Origin of the sequence: Pseudomonas sp. 22072, from assembly GCF_052046095.1 — a bacterium.
GTDB lineage: Bacteria > Pseudomonadota > Gammaproteobacteria > Pseudomonadales > Pseudomonadaceae > Aquipseudomonas > Aquipseudomonas paracarnis.
On sequence record NZ_JBQEQE010000059.1, the window covers coordinates 1 to 4,764 of the forward strand.

At 57.5% G+C, this 4,764-nt stretch carries 4 protein-coding genes, 4 tRNA genes and 1 pseudogene; all 9 read right to left on the reverse strand.

All coding sequences use genetic code 11. The features are described 5' to 3' along the window. Nucleotides 1-572 (reverse strand): annotated as a pseudogene (locus tag ACTJLA_RS26725) (hypothetical protein); the annotation flags it as partial. A gap of 612 nt (nt 573-1,184) precedes the next feature. Further along, entirely contained in the window at nt 1,185-2,150 is a 966-nt protein-coding gene (locus ACTJLA_RS26730) for a tRNA dihydrouridine synthase (RefSeq protein WP_054898571.1), read from the reverse strand. Between the two features lie 55 nt (nt 2,151-2,205). Next, a complete protein-coding gene (locus ACTJLA_RS26735) occupies nt 2,206-2,640 on the reverse strand; it encodes an acyl-CoA thioesterase (protein ID WP_020300953.1) in 435 nt (144 codons plus the stop codon). A gap of 38 nt (nt 2,641-2,678) precedes the next feature. Beyond that, the gene (locus ACTJLA_RS26740; RefSeq protein ID WP_054898573.1) at nt 2,679-3,512 is read right to left on the reverse strand and encodes an alpha/beta hydrolase; all 834 of its coding nucleotides are present in this window, start codon (nt 3,510-3,512) and stop codon (nt 2,679-2,681) included. Nucleotides 3,513-3,527: 15 nt separating this feature from the next. Beyond that, entirely contained in the window at nt 3,528-4,067 is a 540-nt protein-coding gene (locus ACTJLA_RS26745) for a TetR/AcrR family transcriptional regulator (RefSeq protein WP_054898574.1), read from the reverse strand. 183 nt (nt 4,068-4,250) lie between these two features. Further along, nucleotides 4,251-4,326, reverse strand: a tRNA-Glu gene (locus ACTJLA_RS26750). Nucleotides 4,327-4,407: 81 nt separating this feature from the next. Beyond that, nucleotides 4,408-4,483 (reverse strand) — tRNA-Ala (locus ACTJLA_RS26755). A gap of 50 nt (nt 4,484-4,533) precedes the next feature. Continuing rightward, nucleotides 4,534-4,609: transfer RNA gene (locus tag ACTJLA_RS26760), tRNA-Glu, on the reverse strand. Nucleotides 4,610-4,688: 79 nt separating this feature from the next. Further along, nucleotides 4,689-4,764: transfer RNA gene (locus ACTJLA_RS26765), tRNA-Ala, on the reverse strand.

Below are 4,764 nucleotides of genomic sequence, written 5' to 3' on the forward strand. Positions count from 1 at the left end.
TGATCAGTCGTACCTGGCTTCACCGGCTGGTCTTTTGCATTCGGCTTCACCGACTGATCAGTCGTACCTGGCTTCACCGGCTGGTCTTTTGCATTCGGCTTCACCGACTGATCCGTCGTACCTGGCTTCACCGGCTGGTCTTTTGCATCCGGCTTCATCGCTTGATCAGTCGTACCTGGCTTCACCGGCAGGTCTTTTGCATCCGGCTTCATCGCTTGATCAGTCGTACCTGGCTTCACCGGCAGGTCTTTTGCATTCAGCTTCACCGCTTGATCAGTTGTAGCTGGCTTCACGGGCTGGTCTTTTGCCTCCAGATCAGGCGTAACACTTTTTCCCAAAAGCATCTCCCGCATGGATTTGAAGAACTGCTCGAGCATGTCAAATACTCTGGTGAGCGCCGTCGCACTCACCATGACCTCACTGTTTTCATTGCGTGCAGATGCGGGGTTGAGGTTGAAATGGCTCGTCGGAGGTTTAGGTTGCATGTCGACTTTCAACGGGGTCGGCAACTGCCCGCTCAGAGGTGATGTATCAACTTTGACAAAGGGCGAATTATTGACAGATAGAGACATTCATAAACTCCTTAATCGGCGCCACCTGACTCCGTTAAATGGCCAGGGAAGCAATAGCCTTAATGAACTGCAAGCAACAACACTGCCTGACAGCTGCTAATTTGTGGGAGTTAACGCTGACCAGTTCCTAAAATCGCGCGTCATATAAAGAAACCAAACCAAATTTTCAGACTTTGCCTCGTGCTTTTTAAAGAACACCTCGATTTGCCGCCCCCGAATGTGTGCGTGGCAGAAATACAGATTAATAACTCACCTGAAACGCAACTTGTCGATACAATTCAAAACGCCGCGTAACCGCCAACTTTGATATTTCGCGCGAACATATAAGACACAACCAGAACCACGCACCGAAGACATATATTTATAAATAAACTTACACAGAGAAACTTTTGAATTTAAAAAACCTATAACGTGCCTGTTTATTACCGAGCAACATTCAACCTATGTGAGAACAAACTGCGAGCGCTCTATAAAGGGCGTCAAGTTCAGCCATAGATAATCCCAACAAACAAAAAAATGCCCCATATCTCTCAATATGGGGCATTTTTTGAAACAGGACGCCGACTCAAATAATGTTGCACCCACCATCAACGGACATTGAAGCGTTACAACTCATAACGTTGCCGGTTGTGGGTGAGGCATGCCAAGCAAGCGGCTAACCTGTTCCAATGCGGTTTCACGACGCAGGGCCGTAAACAGTTCGACCGCCTCCGGGTAATTACGCGTCAACATCGCCAGCCATTGCTTCAAACGGCCCGGCGCCTGCTTTTCAGTCAACTGGGCTACCGATTGACGCCAGAACTCGTGGAGCATGGGTTGCATCTGCGCCCAGGTCATCTCCACTACTTCTTCGCCAGCGCGCGCAGCAGCGATTTGCCGGGCCAGGTCAGGCCGCGCGACCAAGCCGCGTCCCAACATGATGTCTTCTACGCCGCTGATTTCCCGGCACCGCCGCCAATCTTCAACACTCCATATATCACCATTGGCAAACACTGGCACCTTCACCACGTCTTGCACACGCGGGATCCACTCCCAATGGGCGGGGGGCTTATAGCCATCGGTTTTGGTACGCGCATGTACCACGATATGCGCCGCACCACCTTCTGCCAGGGCCGTTGCACACACCAACGCGCCATCCGGGCTGTCGAAGCCCAGACGCATCTTGGCGGTCACCGGGATATGGGCAGGTACGGCACGGCGCACATGTTCGACGATCTGGTTGAGCAGCTCCGGCTCCTTGAGCAGCACCGCACCGCCGCGGGACTTGTTGACGGTCTTGGCTGGGCAGCCGAAGTTCAGGTCGATGACTTGCGAACCCAGCTCGCAGGCCAAGGCGGCGTTCTCCGCCAGGCAAACCGGGTCGGAGCCCAGCAATTGCACACGCAACGGCACGCCCGCAGCGGTGTGCGCACCGTGCAGCAGTTCCGGGGCGAGCTTGTGGAAATAGGCAGGTGTGAGCAGGCGGTCGTTGACCCGGATGAACTCGGTCACGCACCAGTCGATACCGCCCACGTGGGTCAACACGTCCCGCAGGATGTTGTCGACCAACCCCTCCATGGGCGCCAAAGCAATTTGCATGGAAAACACTCAACAAAAATCGTGGCGCAGTTTACTGGGTTTCCTGCGGCAACCGTTAACCCCCTGTCAGGGCGGGGCCGTAACCTTCAATAAACTCGGCGGGCATACGCTTGGGCTTGCCGCTGGACAACTCAATACATACGAAGGTTGTTTGCGCACGCAGCAGGGTCGCGCCGTCACGGGGGCGCACAAGCTGGAAACGACGGGTCATTTTCAGGCGTTGGTCCCAATCGACGATCCAGGTGGCAAGTTGTAACTCATCGCCCTCATAGCCTGCGGCCAGGTAGTCGATCTCATGGCGCACCACGGCCATGGCGCGGTCGAGGCGGCGGTATTCGGTGAGGTCCAGCCCCAGGCGCTGGGAATGGCGCCAGGCGCAACGCTCCAGCCATGAGACGTACACCGCATTATTGGCGTGCCCCAGGCCGTCGATGTCCTCAGCCGCAACCTGCAGATCGATGATGAACGGCGTTGCCAAATCCCAGCCCATGCCTTGCTCCAGTCGATTGATGTCGGCGGGGCAGTGTATCAGGCGCTTTGGCGCTCCTGTAGACGGCAGCCGGCCAATAGGGCAAGTACAGCGTCGATGACCTGCGGGTCGGCGAGCACTTTCTGGTGGCCACCCTGCTCCAGGCGCAGCAGGCGGCTGTCGAACCAGGCTTCGTGAATGGCTTGAGCCGCCCTGACCGGAACGAAGGTGTCGTCTTCGGCGTGCACGATCAGGCCGGGAATGTTCAACTGGTAGTGGGCCACGTCCAGATGCTTGAGCGGCATGCCCATGCTCAACTCCACCTCTTGGATAAAGGCTGAGCGCGCCCGGGGCGGCAAGCCGACCATGCGGGTGAACCCGCGTAGCACATCCAGAAAGCGCGACGGTGCGGCAATGCTGACCAATGCCTGCGTACGCAACCCCAACTGCACCGCCAACATCGCACTGGCGCCGCCCATGGAATGGCCGACCACCGCATACAGCGGCGGCAGCTCGGCCGCCGCCTCAAGCATGGCGCGGGCAAACAGCAGTACATGAGCTTCACGCCCTGGCGAACGGCCGTGAGCGGGACCGTCCAGGGCTATCACCGAATAGCCGTTGTCGACCAACGCCGTGATCAAGCTGGCGAATTGAGTCGGGCGGCCTTCCCAGCCATGCATCAGCAGCACCGCCGGGCCATGCCCCCAACGCAATGCCGACAGGCCGAAACGCAGAGTGATGCGCTCCGAATGGGCCAACAGCGGCAACTCCCAGTCACGCGGCGGCAGATCGCGCGGGGTCATGAAGGTGCGACGCATCTTGCTGGCGACCGCATGCGGCGCAAGGCGCCCCACCGTGCCATTGAAACCACGAACCCAGGTCAATGCGCCCATCTTGCATCCCCTTTTTCAGCGTACCGCCGACTTGGCCGCACGTATCACCCGATCTGATAACTCGCCGGGTCCGAGTGCCCGCGCCAGGGTCAGCCCCCCTACCATCAAGGCCATGTCCGCCAGGGCCTTGTCGATATCTTCGGGGCTGCCGGCCAATTGCGCGGCCATCAACTCGACGTGCTCGTTCAAAACCTCGCGAAAAGCGTCCGGCAAGCGCCCCATCTCCCCCACCGTCGCGGGCAACGGGCAGGCCTGGGTCGTGGAGTCGCGGTGCTTGCGCGACAGATAAAACGCTGCGACCAACGTGCGGCGCTCTTCGCCGGTCAGTTGTTCGTCCAAGTCATCGATGGAGGCGCGACGCTGCGCCAGCAACTGGCTGAACGCTTCCAGCATCAGCGCGTCCTTGCTTTCAAAGTGCGCGTAGAAGCCGCCGACTGTCAGCCCCGCCGCCCCCATTACTTCGCCCACACTGGGCTCAGCCGGGCCACGCTGGATCAATGCCGCGCTGGCAGCCTGCAAAATACGTTCGCGGGTTTGCGCTTTTTTATCGCTCATCGAAGCCTCCGTCTTTCATGGGTTGAATATTATTACCATAATAATATTTGGCAAGCGATAAGCACGACCGCCGGTCAGAACAGAAAATGGGTGATAAAGGAGGGAATTGGCCAAACGCCAGACAAACAAAAGGGCCATTCAATAATTGAATGACCCTTAAAAATCCCGCAGAGCGGGTAATCGTGGCGTCCCCTAGGGGACTCGAACCCCTGTTACCGCCGTGAAAGGGCGGTGTCCTAGGCCACTAGACGAAGGGGACACAAACCTTCTATACAACAGATCAGCGCTGAGAACTGATCGATCCAAGGACGGTGTGGCCGGAACCTTGAACCTGTAAAATTGGTGGAGCTAAACGGGATCGAACCGTTGACCTCTTGCATGCCATGCAAGCGCTCTCCCAGCTGAGCTATAGCCCCGGATTTTTCGTCTCGCGACGCAGCAGACCTTTCGAGCTGCTTGTTGAAACTGGCGTCCCCTAGGGGACTCGAACCCCTGTTACCGCCGTGAAAGGGCGGTGTCCTAGGCCACTAGACGAAGGGGACAAAACCTTCTGTACATCTGATCAGAGCTGAGACCTGATCAATTCAAGGACGGTGTGGCCGGAACCTTGAACCTGTAAATTGGTGGAGCTAAACGGGATCGAACCGTTGACCTCTTGCATGCCATGCAAGCGCTCTCCCAGCTGAGCTATAGCCCC